Source organism: Sphingomonas glacialis (genome assembly GCF_014653575.1).
Classification (GTDB): Bacteria; Pseudomonadota; Alphaproteobacteria; order Sphingomonadales; family Sphingomonadaceae; genus Sphingomonas; species Sphingomonas glacialis.
Genome location: NZ_BNAQ01000005.1, coordinates 307586 through 327777 on the forward strand (window position 1 = coordinate 307586; position 20192 = coordinate 327777).

Sequence of the window (20192 nt, forward strand, 5' to 3'; positions counted from 1 at the left end):
GCGTGCGCTGCGGAGCGTGGAACGTACCGACGTGCAAAGGGGCTTACGGGTACGTGATCGGCGCGGTACGGCCGGACCGGGCGATTCGGACGGGGATCGGCTATTGGAAAGGCGTTCGATGAGTTTGCTCGAAGCAACCGCACAGGAGCGCGCCGATAAGGCGCATGGCGAGTCGCATTACGTCACGCGGATCGGCTGGCTGCGCGCGGCGGTGCTCGGCGCCAATGACGGGCTATTGTCGACGTCGAGCCTGATGGTCGGCGTTGCCGCCGCCGCTGCGGGAACGTCGCAGATCATCCTGACCGGCGTCGCGGGGATCGTCGCGGGGGCGATGTCGATGGCGGCGGGCGAATATGTCTCGGTCAGCTCGCAGGCGGATTCGGAAAAGGCCGATATCGAGCGCGAACGGCTCGAGCTCGAGGCCAATCCCGAGCACGAACAGCGTGAACTCGCGGCGATCTACATGAAGCGCGGCCTGCCCAAGGCGCTCGCGGTCGAGGTGGTCGCGGCGCTGAGCGAGCATGACGCGCTCGAGGCGCATACCCGCGACGAGCTCGGTATTACCGACACCTCGACCGCCAATCCGCTCCAGGCGGCGGTCGCCTCGGCCGCATGCTTCCTCGCCGGTGGCTTGCCGCCGGTGCTGACCGCGTTGCTCGTGCCCGCGAGCATGATCCTGTGGGCGATCGCGATCGTCGCGGTGTTGACGCTCGGGGTGCTCGGCGCAGCGGGGGCGCGGACCGGCGGGGCGCCGATCCTGCCCGGCGTGGTCCGCGTGATGGTATGGGGATCGATCGCGATGGCGGTGACCGCGGGCGTCGGACACGTGTTCCACACGACGGTCGGCTGAGCGTATAGGCTCCGGGCAGTCGCGCTGCCTGCTTCGCTCAGGCCCCGGCGACGTGCGCCGCGAGCAGTTCGGCGTGCGCGGCCTCGAACTTCGCGCGAAAGGCGGGATTGGCCAGCAGCGCGCTCGCGACGAGCGTGCCGAGCGCGTGGCTCGCATCGAGGTCGCTTGCGAAATGGACGCCGCACAATTCGCGGCTCATCGCATAATCGGCGGCGCGATCAAAGATCTCTGACGAGCGACCCTTGATCAGCCGCGCGAGCACGAAGCCCGTCGAATAGCCGAGGATGGCGTGGCCGCTCGGATAGGAAGTGGCGGGCTTGCCGATCGGCTTCTTGGCGCAATTGGGCAGCGTCGGGTCGATCCCATAAGGCCGCGTGCGGTGGAAATAGGCCTTGCTCAAGCTGACCGCCGCCTCGGCTTCCGCCTGCACGTCGCGCAGCAGCGCCCAAGTCAGCGGGTATTTCTCGAGCTCGACGCCGAGCGTGCGATCGAACAGCGCCGGGGTCTCGTTGCCGTCGTCGAATCGCGCGCGCGCGAGCCGTTCGACCGGTGCCGCCGCGATCAGCGTGCGCAGCTGCGCGAGTTCGCTCTGCTCCTGCACCGATCCCGGCGCGGGCGGGGCGGGGAGCACCGCACTCGGCGCGAAATCGGGTGCCGCGAGATAGTGGAAGGCGTGCGGGGCAGCCATTCCGGCCGACCCGATCATCCCCAGCGCCAGCACCGCCAGCGTCGAACCCAGAAGCTTCTGCATCGTCATATCCTCGGCCGGAGCGATCAGAACTTGATCCGGGCCGAAGCCAGGAACGAGCGCGGCGGCAAATAGCTGAACTGGTCGAGCTGACCGTAACCGCTCTGGAAGCCGCCCGTGACCGGCGCGCCGCTCGCGCTGGTCGAGATCGCGGTCACCGCGCGGCTGTTGAACACGTTGTTGACCGTGACGCCGAGCCGCAACCCGCCCTTGAATTCCTGGCTGATCGCGAATTCGCCGATGCTGTACGGGCGGATGCGATACAGCCGATAGCCGGGGCTGCCGGTATATTCGCTGGCATATTGGGGACCGGTGAACTTCTGGTCGAACGACAGGCGGAAGCCCGCATTGCGATAGATGAAGCCGCCCGCCGCGGTCGAGAAGGGCGCCTTGGCGATCTGTGCGCCGCTCGTCACGCTGAGCGCCTTGTTGTACGAGCCGTTGCCGAACAGCGTCAGACCACGGACCGGCATGTAGCTGAGCGAGCCCTCGACGCCCTTGTAGCGGACCTTGCCGATATTGACGAGCAGCGTCTGGTCGCATCCGGTCGTCGTGCACGTGCCGATCTTGTTGTCGATGTTGATGATGTAGCCGTCGACGTCGACCGAGACCTTGTTGCCGTGCCACACGCTGCCGAGCTGATAGTTGGTCGAGGTCTGCGGCTTCAGCGCATCGAGCGCGGTCGAGAGCGTGCCCGAGGCCGAGTAGAAGCTCGACAGGTCGGGGACGTACATCCCTTGCGCATATTGGCCGTAGAACGACCAGTTGCTCGTCGGCATATAGTTGATCGTCGCGAACGGCAGCGTCTTGGTCCAGATCTGGCTGGTGTAGAGCGGCAGGCGCGTCTTCTGGTTGACCGGGGCGGCGATGCCGCGCTCGAAATGGACGTACTTCACGCCCGGCGTGATCGACAGGCCTTCGACCGGGTGGAACTCGAACTCGCCGAACAGCTGATACTGGTTCCAGCTCGAATGCTGGACGTAAGCGAGATTGGCCTGCGCGATCGGCGGCAGCGCAAGCTGCGCTGCGGTGCCGTTGCCGTTGTTGAACTTCTCGTTGAAGCTGAAGCCGCCGGTGGTGCGGTCGAGGTCGATCAGGTGGCGATCGGTGACGGCGTGTTCGTACCAGCCGCCGACACGGATCTTGCCGAGCGCGAAGTCGTAATTGATCTGGCCGATATAGCCGAAGACACGATATTTGTTGAGCTTGTCATAGCCGAGGATGTCGGTCGGCGGACCCGCCACCGTCTTGTAGGGCGAGGCCGCGGTGCCTGCGCCGCTGAAGCCGCTGATGACCGAGCCGGTGTTCCCCGATAGCGTGTTGTTGGTGTAGCCATACATGTACCCGCGATTGTCGAGCGAGAAGCCCGACCCGAGATCGCTCTGCAGGCGAACGTACGAGAAATCGGTGGTCTTGTCGGTGCGGTTGTATTTCCAATAGTCGGGCAGGCTCGGATTGTTGCCGAGCCCGTAGTTGCGGCCATACAACCCGACGTTGGAATTCACCGCACAATCATTGCCGGTCAGCTGTGTCAGCGGCTGGCCGTCGGCGCCGAGCGCGGTCGTACCGTTGGCGCCGACGCGTGCGCTCCCGCAGGTCGCGCCCTTGAGCACGTCCGATTGGTAATAATGGTTGCGGTTCCACGTGCTCATGATCGTCAGCGTGTTGTGGCTGCCGATCGGCGCGACGATCTTGCCGTAGAGGTTTTTGGAACCCACCGGCGAATAGGTCAGCGCCCCGTCCGACTGGAGATACTGCCCGGTCAGCACGATCCGCGCGCCGCCGAGCTTCGCGATGCTGCCCGACTGATATTCGGCGCGGCCGATGAAGGTGTTCCAGTTGCCGACGATGCCCTCGACCTGCGCGCTCTGCTGGTCGCTCGCGGCGCGCGAATACATGTTGATGTTGCCGCCATAGGTCGCCTGGCCGAGCTGGCTGGCATTGCCGGGGCCGCGATCGACGACAATCGTCTCGATCGTGTTCGACGGGAAGAACGCGGTCGAATGGTGCGTCGGGTTGTTGGTGTCGGCAAAGGGAATCGAATCGTAGGTGACGTTATATTCGCCGTCCTGGAAGCCGCGGATCGTTGCCTTGGTCTCGCCCAGGCCATAGCCGTTGCCCGCGCCCGAGATCGACACGCTCGGGGTCAGCGCGATCAGCTCGTTGAAATCGGCTGTGGCGGTGGTGTTGGCGATATAGTCGCGGCTGACTGCGGCTTGTGGCTGCGTGGTCGTCAGCGAGACGGTGATCGGCGCGCTTTGCGCGGTCTTCGACCCGGTGACGATGATGTCGGCCGAGGTCAGCGACTGCTTGTCGTTCGCTTGCCCCGCGCTGTTCGCGCTGGTCGAGGTCTGCTCGCTACCCGGCGTCGCTTGCGCGGCAGGCGCAGGCGCGACGGCGGGTGCGGTCGTATCGTTCGCCATCGCGGTGCCAGGCAAGGTTACGGACAAGGCCACCCCGGCGAGCAGGGTCTGTCGGAAAGTCGCGCGCATCGAAAATTCCCCAATAAGATCGGCCAGACGCTGCAGGCGATTGTTGCGCTTCTGCCGGGCCGCCATCGCAGGGCGAACCCCGGTTGCTTCCCCGCTGGCTGACCCCGCCTCTAGGCCGGCGCGGTTACGGTCGTGTGGCGGTTCGATGGCCCGCCCAAGTCGCTATGCTAAATTCGAGTTAATGCAGGGCCGCTCACGCCGCGGCGAGCGTGGCGACGCAGCCGGGCGCGCCATCGCCGATCCGCAGTTCGAGCCGATGGACCTGCGCAATCGCCGAAACCAGCGCGAGGCCAAGGCCGTTCCCCGGCTGGCTGCGGCTCGCCTCGACGCGGTGGAAGCGCGCGCAGACCTTGTCGCGCTCGCCCGGCGGGATGCCGGGGCCGTTGTCGGCGACGGTCAGCACCGGCCCCGCCGCGAGCCCGATGACGATCTCGCCGCCCGCCGGCGTATACTTTATCGCATTGTCGACCAGATTGCCGACCGCCTCGAACAGCAGATCGGCATCGCCCTCGAACGCGACCGTGGCGGGCATCTCACGGCGGATGCGGACTCCGCGCTCGATCGCGGCGACTTCGTGGAAGTCGGTCGCATCGGTCACCACTTGCGCGAGATCGAGCATGCGGAAGCCCTCGCGGCGCGCGCCCTCGTTCATTTCCGAGATGCGCAGCAACGCGTTGAACATCGCGATCATCCCGGTCACTTCCTCGACCGCGTCGCCGATCGCCGCGGCCATGACCACGGGGCTGGCGTTGCCGGCATCGGCCTGGCGCAACCGCGCGAGCAGCCGCGTCAGCGGTGTGCGCATGTCGTGCGCGATATTGTCGCCCGCCGCCTTCACTTCGAGCATCAGCCGCTGGACCTCGTCGAGCATGCGATTGACCTCGCACGCGAGCGCGTCGAGTTCGTCGCGGCGTTTCGAGGGCGCGAGGCGCGCATCGAGCCGCCCCGCCATGATCGCGTGCAGCGACTGCGTCAGCTGGCGGATCCGCCGTTCCTGCGAGACGGCGAGCAGCACCGAGCCCGACAGCCCGAGCACGAGCAATGTGAGGCCGCCCCACACGATCGCCGACACCATTTCTGCGGCGAAGGCGCGCGATTCCTGCAGGTCCTGCGCGACGAGGAAGCGATCGCCGGTGGCCAGCCGGAGCGTCATCGCGCGAAGATCGACTTCGCCGCGCGGCGTCACGCTGGTCAGGTCGAACGGCAGCTCGTCGGGATGCCCGACGGGGAGCGCGCGCGGCGCGCCGGCGAGCCAGCGTCCGCTCGGATCGAACAGGCCGAACGGGCGCAGATGATGAACGTCCGAGCGGTTGTGCCGCGCGACGCGTTCGATCGCCCCGGCGCGATCGGTCTGCGTCTGCATCCGCACGATTTCGCGCGCGAGCCACTCGTCGGTCTGCGCATTGAAATGCGCGATCGCGCGATCATGCACGAAGCCGAGCAGGCTGGTCGCCGCCGCACCGAACAGCAGCAGGAAGAGGATCGCGACGCGGACGCTCGAACTGCGGCGCCAGCGTTCAAGCGCTGCGAAAGACATAGCCGGTCCCCCTGACGGTCTCGATCAGCGGCGGCAGGTCGCCGCGCTCGATCTTGCGCCGCAGCCGCGTGACATGGACGTCGATGACGTTGGTGCGCTGATCGTAGCGATAGCCCCACACGTCCTCGAAGATCATCGCGCGGCTGACGGGCCGATCGTGATGCCGCACGAGATATTCGAGCAATTGCAGCTCGCGCGCCTGCAGTTCGATCTTCTGGCCGTCGACCCACGCCTCGCGCGCGATCAAGTCGATCCGCACGCGCCCCTGCTCGAGGCTGATCGACGAGGTCTCCGCCACGCGCCGGCGGATCAGCGCCATCACGCGCGCGGCGAGCTCGAGCGGCTCGAACGGCTTGGCGAGATAATCGTCGCCCCCGGCGCGCAAGCCCCGCACGCGCTCCTCCAAGGCCGAAAGTGCGCTGAGGATCAGCACCGGGGTGCGAATGCCGGCCTTGCGCAACATGTCGAGCACGCCGACCCCGTCGATCCCGCCGGGCAGCATCCGGTCGAGCACGATCGCGTCGAAATCCTGGTCCTTCGCCTGAAGGAACGCCGCGGCGCCGTCTTGCACCGTCGTCACGCGCAGCCCTTCCTCGGCGAGGATCGCGCAGATCGCGTCCGCCGATTTGGGATCGTCCTCGACCACCAGGACCGTCGCCACCGTTGTTACCTTGGACAGAGGAAAGCACCGCCATCCGCCGCAAGTGTGAAACCTTCGTGACGGTCGGTCCGCCCGACCCGCAGGTGACGCGCCGGGATCGCTTCGCCGCGTCAGGCGTCTTGACCAGACCGAGCGCGGAGCGCGTGATACGCGCGCGCCGATCCCGCCGACCCCGATCAAGGAATTGCGCATGGCCTCCGATACCCCCGTCTGGTTCGTCACCGGCTGCTCGACCGGCTTCGGTCGCGAGCTTGCGCAGCAAGTTCTCGCGCGCGGCTGGCGGCTCGTCGCGACCGCGCGCGACGCCGCGCGCGTGGCCGATCTGGCGGAGGGTGCCGAGGACCGCGTGCTCGCGCTGGCGCTCGACATGGCCGATGCCGGGCAGATCGCGGCGGCGGCCAAGGCCGCGACCGAGCGCTTCGGTGCGATCGACGTGCTCGTGAACAATGCCGGCTATGGCTATCAGGCGTCGATCGAGGAAGGCGACGATGCCGAGATTCGCGCGCAGTTCGAGGCCAACGTCTTCGGCCTGTTCGCGCTGACCCGCGCCGTCCTTCCTGGAATGCGCGAGCGGAAGTCTGGCCATGTCATCAATCTGAGCTCGGTCGCCGGGTTCGCCGGCTTCCCGGGCTCGGGCTATTACGCCGCGAGCAAGCACGCGGTCGAAGGCTTCTCCGACGCTTTGCGCGCCGAGGGCGCGCCGATCGGCATCAAGGTGACGTGCGTCGAGCCCGGGCCGTTTCGCACCGACTGGGCCGGGCGCTCGCTCAAGCAGACGCCGGTCGCGATCGACGCCTATGCCGAAACTGCGGGCAAGCGGCTGGCCGGGACGTCCGAGGGCAGCGGCAGCCAGGCCGGCGATCCCGCACGCGCGGCGACCGCGATGATCGCGCTCACCGAACAGGCCGATCCGCCGCGCCATCTCGTGCTCGGCAAATGGGGCTATGACGCGGTGTCCAAGAAGCTGCGCGAAACGCTCGCCGAAATCGAGGCAGCGGAAGCGACGAGCATCGGGACCGATTTTCCGAGCTGACCGGGATCGAATACGGGCGCTGCGAAAAAACCGCTTGCGGTTGACGCAGCGTCAAGCGGCATAGCGTCGTCATGCCCGATTTGCCCCTCACGCTCGACATCAGCGACGTCGCCCGCCGCACCGGCCTGACGACACGCGCGCTGCGCTTTTATGAAGCGCGCGGACTGGTACGGCCGCTCCGCTCGGCATCGGGACGGCGATTCTATGGTCCCGCGGAGCTCGAGCGCGTTCATCAGATCGTGACGCTCAAGCGCGCCGGGCTGACGCTCGCGCAAATCGAGCGCTTCACTCGCGACGGGCCCGTTTCGCTCGCGCGGATCGTCGCGGCGCAACTCGCCGCGCTCTCGGCGCAAGCCGACGACATTGCCGCGGCGCGCGCGCTGCTGCTCACCGTCCAGTCCCGCATCGAGCGTAGCGAGCCCATCGATGTCGCGACCTTCTGCTCGCTGATCCAGCACGGAGACCGAGTGATGACGCACGATCAATGGGATTTGGTGACCGACCGCTTCTTCACGCCCGAGGAGAAAGCCGCGTTTGCCGAAACGGCGCGCGCGATGCCGCGCGAATACGATCCGACCGCCTATGCCGCGCAATGGGCCGATCTCGGCGGGCGGATCAAGGCGGCGCTGCCGCTCGCGCCCGAGAGCGATGCGGCGCAGCGCTTTCTCGACGAGTGGCAGGCGTTGCTCGCGCCGTTCGAAGCGGTCGCGACGCCCGCGATGCGGTCGGGGGTAAATGCGATGTACCAGCGGATGGACGAATGGCAGCACGAGGCCGATCCCGGCTTCGACGCCGTCGTGTTCGGTTTCATCCAGCAAGCGATGCTGGCGCGCAAGGCGGCGGACGGGCACGGTCGCTCCTGTCCCTCCTAACCGTCACCCCGGGCTCGTCCCGGGGCCCACCGTGACGGGTACGCTGCGCCCGCAGGACGCGCGGCACGGTGGACCCCGGCACGAGGCCGGGGTGACCGAGAGGGGCGAACTGGGAGAACGGCTTCAGCGTCCCGCGAGCTTCGCGCTGAACGCCGCCAGCGTACACAGGCCGACCACACCCCGCGCGGTGCAGCCTGCAATCGGCAACACCGCGCGGTACGGGGCCCGCGCGGTGCCGGCGCGCAGCTCGGCGAGCGACTGCGCGCGGTACACGGCGCGGATGTAATGCTGTCCGCTCGCGTCGCTCAGCCGCTCGAGCACGATCGCGCCACCCGGAACGGGATCGTCGGCGGCGATGCCCGGCACGCGCCAATGCAAATCGAGCAGCCCGGCGAGGTTGGCGACTTGCGTGTCGTGCCCCGCGATCATCGCGATCGTCGGTGCGGTTGGTGCGTCGTCCAAGAGCCAGCCGACGATCCGCGGGCTCAGCCCCGCCATGTTGCGCGCCGCGATGTAGGGCGGGCGCGCGAGCAGACGGAACTCGAGCGCATGGAAGGCACCGAGCGCGGTAACATCGGCGGCGGTGGCGCGGCCCCAGCCGACCTCCGCCACGGGCTTCCCCTCGGCATATTCGAGCAGCAGGATCTGCGCCGCGGTCGAGGCGCGGTCGAGCGCGCCGCCGAGCTTGGGGCGCGTCGTTGCGGTGGCGGGGGTGAGCGTCGAGGGCTCGCGCGCCACGCCGCACTCTGTCTTCGCCGCCCCGCACAGGATGCGATCGAGCCGCGCGAGCAAAGGCGCCACGCTCCGCTCGACCGTCGCGATCCCGCCCGGCCCGACCGCTGCATCGACCGCAGCGGCGGCGCGCGCGGGGTCGAGCGGGGCGTGGCCGTCGGCGATCTGGTTGAACAGCGGATCGGCCTCGTCCTGCGCGCGATGCTCGATCGCGATCGCGCAGCCGGGTGCGAGCCCCGTTGCGTAGCTCTGCGCAGTCGCGATCGTGCGCTGGTCGCTGTCGGCGAGCAATGCGACGCGCGTCGGGCACGCCGTCGCGGGCATCAGTCCGCTCGCGGCAAAGCTTGCCCTGTCCGCGCCCGCGACCGCCACCACCGCGGCGGCACCGTGCGGGGTCAACCAGCCGGGCGCGACCGGCCAGCTCGGCCACACGTCGGCGGCGACACCGTGCGGCATCGGCGGCGCCTTGGTCGGCGGGCGGATGCCGTGGCGCATCAGCAGCACGACGCGATCGACCTTTAGGCCGGCCGGGGCATTCGGCGCGGGCGCAGCGCCACCGAGCGCTGTCACGGCAAGCGCGAGCGCGGCAAGCCGCAGCGGGGTCTTCATGGTCTGTCTCCTTCGCCCCGCCTTGCCCGCTTTGTATGACAGCCGTGCGGCGTCAGGCGGCGCGTTGCTCGCGCGCGATCCAGGCGTCGATCTGCATGTCGAGCAAGTCGAGCGGCACCGCGCCATGTTCGAGCACCGCATCGTGGAAGCGCCGCACGTCGAACTTTGCGCCGAGCTTGGTCTCGGCGCGCTGGCGCAGTGCGAGGATCTTCAATTCGCCGAGCTTGTAGGCCAGCGCCTGCCCCGGATTGGTGATGTAGCGATTGACCTCGGCCTCGATATTGGCGTCGGTCAGCGCGGTGTTGGCCTTCATGAAGGCGAGGGCCTGGTCCTTGGTCCACCCTTGCGCGTGCAGCCCGGTATCGACCACCAGCCGACACGCGCGCCACATTTCGTACGACAGCCGCCCCATGTCCTTCTCGGGCGTGTCATAAATGCCGAGCTCGATCCCGAGATGCTCCGAATAGAGCCCCCAGCCTTCGACGAAGGCGGTGAAATTGGTGTCGTATTTGCGGAAGTCGGGCAGGCTCATTTCCTGCTGCAGCGCAATCTGGTTGTGATGCCCCGGCACCGCCTCATGGCTCACCAGCGCGGGCAGCTCATAGAGCGGGCGCTGGTCGAGCTTCGATGTGTTGACGTAGAACGTTCCCGAAATGCCGACCTTGGGCGACCCCGGCATGTAATAGGCGGTCGGGCTGCTCGGCGCGGTTTCGGCCGGGATCGCGCGCACGCCGTAGGGCAGGCGCGGGAGCGTGCCGAACAGCTTGGGCATATTGCCGTCGTTCGCCTTGGCCTGCAACGCGGCGGCGCTCATCAGCTCGGTCTCGCTCTTGGCGTAATATTTCGGGTTGGTGCGGAGTTCCTGGATGAACGCCTCGCGGCTGGCAAAACCGGCCTTCTTGGCGAGCGCTTCCATCGCGGTCTTGATGCGCTTTACCTCCGACAGGCCGATATCGTGGATCTGCGCCGGCGTCAGATCGGTCGTGGTCTGCTGGCGTACCTGAAAAGCGTAGTATTTCGCGCCCTCGGGCAGCGCCGCGGCGCCGACGCTGACGCGGCATTTGGGGAGATAGGCGCTGCGATAATAGTCGGCGATCTTGCGATATTCGGGGTTGATCGTGTCGGTGATCAGCACGCGCGCGCGGCTCTGCCAGTCGGCCCATTCGGTGTCGCTCATCCCCGCCGGGCGGTTGCCCTTGAACGGCGCGTAGAAGCGCGAGTCTTCGGGTTTGGCGGTGATCACGCCGGAGATCGTCGTCTCGAAGCCGTTCAGCGCGGCGCACGGCTGAACATAGCCGCCTGCGACGGCTTGCCGCGTGATCTCGAGTTGCTGCGCATTGGCACCGGGGAATTGCGCGAGCCGGATGAGGTAGCTCTTGAAATCGGCGCGCGTGCGAACCGGCACCGTGTCGGCGAGCCCGGCAAAGCTCTGGTACCAGCTGCCGAGCGTGGTGAAGGTGATCATCCGCTCGCCGAAACCGTTCGCCTCGATTTGTTCGGACAGGATGCGGCGCAGGATCGCCTTGTTGGTGCGGTCCTCGTCGGTCAGCTTGGCCGCCGGGATCGCATCGAGCCGCTTGATGAACAGCGCCGCCTGCGCCGCCTGGCGGTCGAGCTCGGCCAGGCTGAAATCGCCGAGCCGGTCGTCATAGGCGTGGACGCCGAGCGAGGTCGCATAGACCGGGTTCGATTTGAGGAACCACGCCCAGTGATCGGCGATGACGCGGTGGAGATCGTCGGCGGGTGCGGCAACCGCGGGCGCGGCGACGGTGGCGAGCAAGGCTGCGAGAACGAAACGACGCATGGAATCCCCCTTATGGTGGGGCAAGCCTAGGCGAAGTTTCGGCAGCCGATAAGAGCTGGTTTCTACGCAGTTCGAGCGCGCACGAAAAAGGGGCCCGGATCGCTCCGAGCCCCTCTCTCACCCTAGCCTTGCGGCCAGGGTGTTAGTCGCGATCGCCGGTCAGGAACGCCGGAGCGAACTCGGGCGCAGGGCCGTCCTCGTTTCCGCCAGCGGCGCGCTCGGGGCGTGCACCGCCGCCATCGCGGCGGGGACCACGGCCACCGTCGCCGTCACGACGCGGGCCACGGCCTTCGCCGCCACCGCCGCGCGGACCACGATCACCGCCGCCGGGACCACGACCACCGTCGCCATCACGACGCGGCGGACGCGCACCACGGTCGCCGCCTTCGCGCGGCTCGCGCGCTGGGCGCGTGTCTTCGAGCTCGGCACCGGTCTCCTGGTCGACGACGCGCATCGACAGGCGAACCTTGCCGCGCGGGTCGATCTCGAGAACCTTGACCTTCACTTCTTGACCCTCGGAAAGAACATCCGAGACCTTCTCGACGCGCTCGTTCTTGATTTCGGAGACGTGGACGAGGCCGTCCTTGCCGCCCATGAAGTTCACGAACGCACCGAAGTCCACCAGGTTGACGACCTTGCCGTCATAGACCTTGCCGACTTCGGCTTCCTCGACGATGCCCTTGATCCACTTGATCGCGGCTTCGATCTGCGCGGTGTCGGACGACGACACCTTGATCACGCCCTCGTCGTCGATGTCGACCTTGGCGCCGGTCGTCGCGACGATCTCGCGAATGACCTTGCCGCCCGTGCCGATGACGTCACGGATCTTGGTCTTGTCGATCGTGAAGGTCTCGATGCGCGGTGCGTGCGCCGAGAGTTCTTCACGCGTGTGGTCGAGCGCCTTGGCCATTTCGCCGAGGATGTGCGCGCGGCCTTCCTTGGCCTGCGCCAGAGCGACACGCATGATCTCTTCGGTGATCCCGGCGATCTTGATGTCCATCTGCATCGTGGTGATGCCGGCTTCGGTGCCTGCGACCTTGAAGTCCATGTCGCCGAGGTGATCCTCGTCGCCGAGGATGTCCGAGAGAACCGCAAAGTCCTTGCCCTCGAGGATCAGGCCCATCGCGATGCCCGAGACCGGGCGCTTGAGCGGCACGCCGGCGTCCATCATCGACAGCGAACCGCCGCAGACCGTCGCCATCGAAGACGAGCCGTTCGACTCGGTGATGTCCGACAGGACGCGGATCGTGTACGGGAACTCGTCCTTCGACGGCAGCACCGGGTGCAGCGCGCGCCAGGCGAGCTTGCCGTGGCCGACTTCACGACGGCCCGGCGCACCGAAGCGGCCGACTTCACCGACCGAGTAGGGCGGGAAGTTGTAGTGCAGCATGAAGTTCTCGTACGACAGGCCGGTCAGGCCGTCGATCATCTGCTCGGCGTCCTTGGTGCCGAGCGTGGTGGTGCAGATCGACTGCGTCTCGCCACGCGTGAACAGCGCCGAACCATGCGCGCGCGGCAGGAAGTGCACCATCGCCTCGATCGGACGGATCTGCGTGGTGGTACGACCGTCGATGCGCGTGCCGTCCTTGAGGATCGCACCGCGGACGATCTCGCCCTCGAGCTTCTTGACGAGCTTGCCGGCCGCCATCTGGTCCTGCGGCGCGGCATCGGCAAAGGCTTCGCGGGCCTTGGCGCGGACTTCGTACAGCAGATGCGAGCGCTGGCCCTTGTCGGTCACCTTGTAGGCAGCGGCAATGTCCTTGCCGACGAGCTTGCGCAGCTTGTCCTTGGCGGCGGTGAGATCGGCCTGGGCGGCCATTTCCCACGGATCCTTGGCAGCCTGCTCGGCAAGATCGATGATCAGGTTCGCCGCTTCGCGGCACGCCTTGTGCGCGAACTGGACGGCGCCGAGCATGACCTCTTCCGAAAGCTCCTTGGCTTCGGATTCGACCATCATCACGGCGGCGCCGGTTGCGGCGACGACGAGGTCGAGCTCGCCCGACTTGGTCTGCTCGACGGTCGGGTTGAGGATGTATTCGCCATCGATATAGCCGACACGCGCTGCGCCGATCGGGCCCATGAAGGGCACGCCCGAGATGGTGAGGGCAGCCGATGCAGCGACCATCGCGAGCACGTCGGGCTCGTTCTCGCCGTCATACGACAGGACCTGGCAGATCACGTTGATCTCGTTGTAGAACCCTTCGGGGAACAACGGGCGGATCGGGCGGTCGATCAGGCGGCTGGTCAGCGTTTCCTTTTCGGTCGCGCCGCGCTCACGCTTGAAGAAGCCACCGGGGATGCGGCCGGCAGCCGAATACTTTTCCTGGTAATGGACGGTCAGCGGGAAGAAGTCCTGGCCTTCCTTCACGCCCTTGGCGGCGGTCACGGCGCAGAGCACCACGGTCTCGCCGAGCGTCGCCATCACGGCGCCGTCTGCCTGGCGCGCGACGCGGCCGGTTTCCAGCGTCAGCGTCTTGCCACCCCATTGGGTGGTTACGGTCTTGGTATCGAACATATCGTTTCCTTCAACACCACTGGCCGGATGCCAGTGGGGCCTATGTGCGGACTAGCCGGTCCGCGCGGTTCGGAGCCTTTCGTGGCTCCCGGCCAAACCGCCGAATTGCGGAATGGCGAAAGGGGTTGGATGTAGAAACGGCGCCCGAGGGCGCCGTTCCGTGAGGTCCTGAGTTACTTGCGCAACCCGAGCTTCGCGATGAGGGCGGTATACCGCGCCCCGTCCTTGTGGCGAAGATAGTCGAGCAGCGTGCGCCGCTTGTTGACCATCATCAGCAGCCCGCGGCGCGAATGGTTGTCCTTCTTGTGGCCCTTGAAGTGCTCGGTCAGGTTGCGGATGCGCTCGGTGAGGATCGCGACCTGGACTTCGGGGCTGCCGGTGTCGCCTTCGACGCGGCCATGTTCCTTGACGAGCGCGTCCTTGCGCTCTGCAGTGATCGTCATGTTTCTTCCTTCGACATCATTCAGAGATTGAAACCGCGAACGACGCGAACCTCGCGGTTCTCGACTTCCACCAGAGCGACGGGAATTTCTTCCGATGTCGCGAAGTAGGAGCCATCGTCGGCGGCGATCCCGATCAACACCCGCCCCTGACGGAGCAGCCCTGCCTGATCGGGGGAGAGGGAGAGAGCCGGGATGTCGTCCAGCCCCGCCCTCAATGGCAGGAGTTTGTCTTCAAGGGCGCGCGCCTGCCCGAGTTCGGCCAGTTTGTCCAGCGATATCGCGTTTTCGAGGGTGAACGGGCCGGCCTTGGTGCGGCGCAGCATGGTGACGTGGCCGACGGTGTTTAGGGCAAGCGCGATGTCGCGGGCGAGGGAGCGGATGTAGGTGCCCTTGGAGACGTGGGCAGTGAGGGTGATGTGGTCAAGACGAAGGCCCTCATCCCGACCTTCTCCCGCGAAGGCGGGAGAAGGAGAGGGAGCGGAAAGCCCTCTCCCGCCTTCGCGGGAGAGGGTTGGGTGAGGGCCATCTTCTCGAACGCAGACGAGCGAATGGATCGTCACAGACCGGCTCGCCAGCACCACCGCCTCGCCAGCGCGCGCAAGATCATAGGCCCGCTCCCCATCCACCTTCAGCGCAGAGTAAGCCGGCGGCACCTGTTCGATCGGCCCGGTGAAGCGCGGCAAAACAGCCTCGACCTGCGCCAGCGTCGGCCGCACCGCGCTCTCGGCAATCACCTTGCCCTCGAGGTCGAGCGTGTCGGTCTCCGCCCCGAACGTCACGGTAAAATCATACACCTTGTCGCTGTCGAGCATCCGCCCGGCCAGCTTGGTCGCCTCGCCGAGCGCGATCGGCAGCACGCCGGTGGCCAGCGGATCGAGCGTCCCGCCATGCCCGACCTTGATGCCGCGCTTGCTGACATCGTAGCCCGACGCCCGCAGCGCGCGCTTGACTGCGGATACCGCTTGCGTCGAGCCCAGCCCGAGCGGCTTGTCGAGAATCAGCCAGCCATGCACGCCGCTCACACCCCGCCGAGCTGCGCGATCCGCAGGAAAACATCCGCCACGGCGTTGGCGATTGGTCCGATCACACGGCGGATGATGTCGAGCTGCGGGCTGATCATCGGCAGCACGAACAGCAGGATCAGCAGCAGCGGCAGCCCGAAGCGCGCGAGCTTGGCGTACTGGATCGCCGCGGCGCGCGGCAGCAGGCCCTGCACGACATGCCCGCCATCGAACGGTGGCAGCGGGATCAGGTTGAAGACGCCCAGGAACACGTTGATCAGCAGGAAGCTGTAGAGCACGTCGAACGCGAAGCCGACCGCCGTATGCGGTGCGCCCTCGGCCGGAACGCCGCCGGCGAGCCCGACGAACGCCGCCAGCCCCAGCGCGGTCAGCGTCGCCAGCACGAAGTTGGTCGCCGGCCCCGCGAGCGCGACCAGCATCATATCACGCCGCGGGTTGCGCATCTGCGACGCGATCACTGGCACAGGCTTGGCCCAGCCGAAGATCGGCGCGTGTGCGATCGCCAGAATCATCGGCAGCACGACCGTGCCGATCGGATCGACATGTTTGATCGGGTTGAGCGTCAGCCGCCCCATCCGCTCGGCGGTATGGTCGCCGAAGATCCGCGCGACATAGCCGTGCGCGACCTCGTGGAACACGATCGCGATCACGAGCGGGATGAGCCACACCGCGATGGTGTAGGGCAGGTCGGGATTGGTCATCGGGGTCCGTTCGGGTCAGGCGGCGGCAAGCGCTTCGCTGAAATGGCGACGACACAGCGCAATGTACAGATCGTTGCCGCCAATCTCGGTCTGCGCCCCCGCCGCGACCGCGCGGCCGGTGGGATCGACGCGCAGGTTCATCGTTGCCTTGCGCCCGCACGCGCAGACCGATTTGATCTCGATCAGCGAGTCGGCGATCGCCAGCAGTCGTGCCGAACCCTCGAACAAGGCGCCGAGGAAGTCTGTGCGCAGCCCGTAGGCGAGCACGGGAATGCCGTGGAAGTCCGCAAGGGTAGCAAGCTGATCGACCTGGGTGGCGGTGAGGAATTGCGCTTCGTCGACCAGCACGCAGGCGGGCGGAGCCTCGCCCTCGCGCGTCACGACCGCGATGAGATCGGTGTCGCGATCGAACGCAATCGCATCGGCGGCGAGCCCGATCCGCGAGGTGATCGTCCCTGCGGCAAAACGATCGTCTACGCCTGCGGTGAGCAGCACCGTGCGCATCCCGCGTTCGCGATAGTTGAAATCGGCCTGCAGCAGGTTGGTCGATTTGCCCGCGTTCATCGAGGCATAGTAGAAATAGAGCTTGGCCATCAGGAGAGACGATCGATGGGGACCGGGCTGTCGGGCCCGGCCTGAGTTTTGAGTTTACGTTCGAACGATATGAACCCGTCAAAATCGCGAGCGGCGATGAGGTGTATCATGTCGTCGAAATCGGCGCCGTCGCGCAAACGATGAATCGCCCAGCCGAGCCACCCTGCTTCCTCGACATGCACATTGTCGAGCGCGGCAAAAGCTGTGAGCGCGTTGGCAATCGCGTCGGTCGTCCAGCGATACGCACTCCGCAGCACCCATTCGATTTCCATCGCGACCGTGAGCGACACGAATACTGGCTCGCTTGCGATCAACGCCACGGCGATTGGCGTTTGAACGGGATCGTCGTTGGTGATCACGCGCAAGGCGATATTGCTATCGATCGCCTTCAAGGTCTGTGGCGCTCCGCGAACATCCGGTCGACTGCCCGGTTCATGTCTTCGATCGATACCGCTGGCCCGACATAGGAGGGAACGCGTCGCCGAAATTCCTCGTAACTGATCCGTTCGCGCTCGGGCTCCGCAACCTCGAGCACGATACGACGTCCCTGCCGCGACACATTCAGCGTCTCGCCCGCTTTGAGCTGGAGCGAGTCGCGAATATCCTTCGGGATAACGACCTGGCCTTTCGACGAAATTTTGGTCTGCGCATTCATCGTGGTAAGATGTGTCTTACCTAAACGGTTGTCAATCGTCGGTATCGGGCTCAAGATCGCGCGCCACCTTCGGATCGCGGAGCAATGTGTCGATGTGGCTGCCTTCGTCGAAGCTGTCGTCCGCGAGGAACTTGAGCTTGGCGGCATATTTCATATGGACGCGCGCGGCGACCTCGCGCTGGAGGTAGGCTGTGTTGGTGCGCAGCGCCTTCAGCACGGCTTCCTCGTCGCGGCCGAGCAGCGGCTTCATGAACACCGTGGCATGGCGCAAGTCGGGCGACATGCGGACTTCGGTGATCGTCACCGAATGCTTGGCGAGCGTTTCGTCATGGACGTCGCCGCGCGCGAGGATCTCGCTCAGCGTGTGGCGCATCTGCTCGCCGACGCGGAGCAGGCGGACGTTGCGGGATTCGGCGGTTTCGTTGGGGCGCATCGCTAAAGCCTAAAGCCCTCGCCCGCCTTGGCGGGAGAGGGTTGGGTGAGGGTCTTCTTCGTCGAGGCGTGACGAGCAGGAGGAAGAAGAAAACCCTCACCCTCCCGCTGCGCAGGCCCCTACCTCTCCCGCGAAAGCGGGAGAGGGGAACACGATTACAGCGTGCGTTCGCGCAGTTCGACTTCGAACGTTTCGAGGAAGTCGCCCGGCTTGATGTCGACGAAGTTCGACGTGAAGGTCACGCCGCACTCGAGACCCGCTCGCACTTCGGCAACGTCATCCTTGAAGCGGCGCAGCGAGGCGATCTCGCCCTGGTAGATGATGACATCCGCCCGGGTGATACGCGCCTTGAGCGCCTTGCGGATATTGCCCTCGGTAACCAGCAGACCTGCGGCCTTGCCGTGCTTGCCCGCCGAGAAGACCTCGCGGATTTCGGCGCGGCCGACGACCGTTTCGAACGCTTCCGGTCCGAGCTCGCCCGCCATGCCGGCGCGGATCTCGTCGGTGAGGTCGTAGATCACGTCATAATATTTGAACGCAACCTTGTGACGCTCGGCGATCTCGCGCGCCTTGGCGTTCGGACGAACGTTGAAGCCGATGATCGGCGCGCCCGACGCTCCAGCGAGCGTAACGTCGCTCTCGGTGATGCCACCGACGCCCGAATGCAGCACGCGCGCCTTGATGAGATCGGTCGAGATCTTGTTGATCGCGCCGACGATGGCCTCGACCGACCCTTGCGTGTCGGCCTTGACCACCAGCGGATATTCGATCGCCTGCTTTTCCTTCAGCGCGCTGAACATCGACTCGAGGCTCGCCGGACCACCGCCGGTGCGCTTCGAGGTGATGACGCTCTGGCGATACTCGGCAACTTCACGCGCACGCGCTTCGTTCTCGACCACCGACAGCGGATCGCCCGCCCGCGGGACACCCGAGAGACCGAGGACCTCGACCGGCATCGACGGGCCGGCTTCCTTGATCTGCTGGCCCTTGTCGTTGGTCATCGCGCGGACCTTGCCGCTCTCGGCACCGACGACGAAGATGTCGCCGACCTTGAGCGTGCCGCGGTTGACGAGCACGGTCGCGACCGGACCACGGCCCTTGTCGAGCTTGGCTTCGATCACGGTGCCTTCGGCCGCGCGGTTCGGGTTGGCCTTCAACTCGAGCAGTTCGGCCTGGAGCTGGATCTTCTCGATCAGCTCGTCGAGTCCGGTCTTCTTGAGCGCCGAGACTTCGACGTCCTGGACGTCGCCCGACATTTCCTCGACCACGACTTCATACTGCAGCAGGGCCTCGCGGACCTTCTGCGGATTGGCGTCGTGCTTGTCGACCTTGTTGATCGCGACGATCATCGGGACGCCAGCGGCCTTGGTATGGTTGATCGCCTCGACGGTCTGCGGCTTGATCGCATCATCGGCCGCGACAACGAGCACGACGATGTCGGTCACGTTGGCGCCGCGCTGGCGCATTTCGGTGAAGGCTTCGTGGCCCGGCGTGTCGAGGAAGGTGACCTTCGACTTGTCCTTCAGCGTGACCTGATAGGCGCCGATATGCTGGGTGATGCCACCGGCCTCACCGCGCACGACGTCGGTGCCGCGCAAAGCGTCGAGCAGCGAGGTCTTGCCGTGATCGACATGGCCCATGATCGTGACCACCGGCGGACGCGGCAGCAGCGTGTCCTCGGGATCGGCATCGGTCTCGATCGCGATGTCGATGTCCGAATCGCTGACGCGGACGATGTTGTGGCCGAATTCGGTCACCAGCAGCTCGGCCGTATCCTGGTCGATCGTCTGCGTCATCGTGACGGGCGAGCCCATCTTGAAAAGCATCTTGACGAGGTCGGCGCCCTTCTCGGCCATGCGGTTGGCGAGTTCCTGGACGGTGATCGCTTCGGGCACGACGACGTCGCGGACTTGCTTGGCCTGCACTTCGCGCGGGCCGCCCATCCGGCGATGTTCCTTTTCGCGCGCACGCTTGAGCGCAGCGAGCGAACGGGCGCGGGCGCCGTCGCCGCCGTCGAGCGCACGGTTGACGGTCAGCTTGCCGCCGCGACGCTCGTCGCCCTTGCGGTCACGCTGGCCGGGACGCGCGGGTTCGTTCGGCGCAACCGGCGCGGCGACGCCGATGGCGGGACGCTTGGCGGCACCGGCAGCACCTGCAGCAGGCGTGGCGGCAGCAGGCGCAGGCTCGGGCGCCGGGGCAGGCGGTGCCGGACGCGGACGCTCGGGACGCGGCACTGGCGTGAACAGGCGCGGCGCCGGCATCGACGGATCGCGCTCGAGGCTCAGCGGACGCAGCACCGGGGCAGGCGGTGCGGCTGGCGCGGGAGCAGGGGCCGGCGCAGCAGCGACGGGCGCAGGCGCAGCCGGAGCAGCGACCGGGGCAGCTGCCGCAGGGGCGGGCGCGGGTGCGGCTTCGACGGCCGCGGCCGGTGCGGCGACGGGCTCAGCAGCCTCGGCGACCGGGGCCGCGACAGGCTCGGGCGCCGGCTGCG

Annotated in this window: 18 protein-coding genes; 3 read left to right on the forward strand and 15 right to left on the reverse strand. The window is 66.7% G+C overall.

Features of this window, described 5'->3' with window-relative positions; genetic code table 11:
* Positions 1-118 precede the first annotated feature (118 nt).
* Entirely contained in the window at positions 119-850 is a 732-nt protein-coding gene (locus IE187_RS16840; protein WP_133190162.1) for a VIT1/CCC1 transporter family protein, read from the forward strand.
* Positions 851-887: 37 nt separating this feature from the next.
* On the opposite strand, the gene IE187_RS16845 is transcribed toward IE187_RS16840, so the two are convergent.
* The 4 genes from IE187_RS16845 to IE187_RS16860 all read right to left on the reverse strand — a co-directional run bounded on the left by IE187_RS16845 (position 888) and on the right by IE187_RS16860 (position 6288).
* Positions 888-1601 carry a phosphatase PAP2 family protein gene (locus IE187_RS16845; RefSeq protein ID WP_189677173.1) on the reverse strand — a complete coding sequence of 238 codons (714 nt, stop codon included), beginning with the start codon at positions 1599-1601 and terminating at the stop codon, positions 888-890.
* A 23-nt stretch (positions 1602-1624) separates the two neighbouring features.
* Positions 1625-4090, reverse strand: coding sequence for a TonB-dependent receptor (locus tag IE187_RS16850; protein WP_189677174.1), 2466 nt, complete (start codon positions 4088-4090; stop codon positions 1625-1627).
* Between the two features lie 193 nt (positions 4091-4283).
* Positions 4284-5627 (reverse strand): sensor histidine kinase, encoded by a 1344-nt coding sequence (locus tag IE187_RS16855; protein ID WP_189677175.1) that lies wholly within the window; start codon positions 5625-5627, stop codon positions 4284-4286.
* A complete protein-coding gene (locus IE187_RS16860) occupies positions 5608-6288 on the reverse strand; it encodes a response regulator transcription factor (RefSeq protein WP_189677176.1) in 681 nt (226 codons plus the stop codon). Before IE187_RS16860 ends, IE187_RS16855 begins: the two co-directional genes overlap by 20 nt.
* Before the next feature lie 190 nt (positions 6289-6478).
* Here IE187_RS16860 and IE187_RS16865 point away from each other — a divergent pair, with 190 nt between their 5' ends.
* Entirely contained in the window at positions 6479-7321 is an 843-nt protein-coding gene (locus tag IE187_RS16865; RefSeq protein WP_189677177.1) for an oxidoreductase, read from the forward strand.
* 71 nt (positions 7322-7392) lie between these two features.
* A complete protein-coding gene (locus IE187_RS16870) occupies positions 7393-8193 on the forward strand; it encodes a MerR family transcriptional regulator (protein WP_189677178.1) in 801 nt (266 codons plus the stop codon).
* Between the two features lie 123 nt (positions 8194-8316).
* Here IE187_RS16870 and IE187_RS16875 read toward each other — a convergent pair whose 3' ends face one another.
* The 11 genes from IE187_RS16875 to infB all read right to left on the reverse strand — a co-directional run.
* Positions 8317-9534, reverse strand: a complete 1218-nt coding sequence (locus tag IE187_RS16875) for a histidine-type phosphatase (RefSeq protein ID WP_189677179.1) — start codon at positions 9532-9534, stop codon at positions 8317-8319.
* Positions 9535-9586: 52 nt separating this feature from the next.
* Positions 9587-11338 (reverse strand): DUF885 domain-containing protein, encoded by a 1752-nt coding sequence (locus IE187_RS16880; protein WP_189677180.1) that lies wholly within the window; start codon positions 11336-11338, stop codon positions 9587-9589.
* Positions 11339-11480: 142 nt separating this feature from the next.
* Positions 11481-13853: a polyribonucleotide nucleotidyltransferase gene (gene pnp / locus IE187_RS16885; protein WP_189677181.1), complete on the reverse strand. Its 2373-nt coding sequence runs from the start codon at positions 13851-13853 to the stop codon at positions 11481-11483.
* A 173-nt stretch (positions 13854-14026) separates the two neighbouring features.
* Positions 14027-14296 (reverse strand): 30S ribosomal protein S15, encoded by a 270-nt coding sequence (gene rpsO / locus IE187_RS16890; protein ID WP_010183700.1) that lies wholly within the window; start codon positions 14294-14296, stop codon positions 14027-14029.
* A 20-nt stretch (positions 14297-14316) separates the two neighbouring features.
* Entirely contained in the window at positions 14317-15318 is a 1002-nt protein-coding gene (gene truB, locus IE187_RS16895; protein ID WP_229839460.1) for a tRNA pseudouridine(55) synthase TruB, read from the reverse strand.
* A complete protein-coding gene (locus IE187_RS16900; RefSeq protein WP_189677182.1) occupies positions 15315-16019 on the reverse strand; it encodes a site-2 protease family protein in 705 nt (234 codons plus the stop codon). The genes truB and IE187_RS16900 overlap by 4 nt, the downstream gene beginning before the upstream one ends.
* Positions 16020-16034: 15 nt before the next feature.
* Positions 16035-16613, reverse strand: coding sequence for a thymidine kinase (locus tag IE187_RS16905; protein ID WP_189677183.1), 579 nt, complete (start codon positions 16611-16613; stop codon positions 16035-16037).
* Positions 16613-17005: a type II toxin-antitoxin system VapC family toxin gene (locus IE187_RS16910; RefSeq protein WP_229839461.1), complete on the reverse strand. Its 393-nt coding sequence runs from the start codon at positions 17003-17005 to the stop codon at positions 16613-16615. The genes IE187_RS16905 and IE187_RS16910 overlap by 1 nt, the downstream gene beginning before the upstream one ends.
* Positions 17002-17268 carry an AbrB/MazE/SpoVT family DNA-binding domain-containing protein gene (locus IE187_RS16915; RefSeq protein ID WP_189677185.1) on the reverse strand — a complete coding sequence of 89 codons (267 nt, stop codon included), beginning with the start codon at positions 17266-17268 and terminating at the stop codon, positions 17002-17004. The genes IE187_RS16910 and IE187_RS16915 overlap by 4 nt, the downstream gene beginning before the upstream one ends.
* 31 nt (positions 17269-17299) lie before the next feature.
* Positions 17300-17701 carry a 30S ribosome-binding factor RbfA gene (gene rbfA, locus IE187_RS16920; RefSeq protein WP_189677186.1) on the reverse strand — a complete coding sequence of 134 codons (402 nt, stop codon included), beginning with the start codon at positions 17699-17701 and terminating at the stop codon, positions 17300-17302.
* Positions 17702-17856: 155 nt separating this feature from the next.
* On the reverse strand, positions 17857-20192 hold a 2336-nt coding region (infB, locus tag IE187_RS16925; RefSeq protein WP_189677187.1), incomplete at its 5' end, for a translation initiation factor IF-2.